The organism is Clostridium sp. DFI.1.208 (assembly GCF_024463855.1).
GTDB lineage: Bacteria > Bacillota_I > Bacilli_A > Erysipelotrichales > Erysipelotrichaceae > Clostridium_AQ.
Map to the genome: position 1 here is coordinate 1 of NZ_JANGCA010000304.1, position 256 is coordinate 256.

General features: G+C 50.8%; 1 rRNA gene. It reads left to right on the plus strand.

The window, feature by feature from the left end:
• Positions 1-256, plus strand: a 16S ribosomal RNA gene (locus tag NE665_RS24465); the annotation flags it as partial.

Here is a 256-nt window from a genome sequence, read left to right on the forward strand (position 1 = left end):
AGTGTGAAACTCAAAGGAATTGACGGGGGCCCGCACAAGCGGTGGAGTATGTGGTTTAATTCGAAGCAACGCGAAGAACCTTACCAGGCCTTGACATGGATACAAAGACTCTAGAGATAGAGGGATAATTATGGATCACACAGGTGGTGCATGGTTGTCGTCAGCTCGTGTCGTGAGATGTTGGGTTAAGTCCCGCAACGAGCGCAACCCTTGTCGCATGTTACCAGCATCAAGTTGGGGACTCATGCGAGACTGC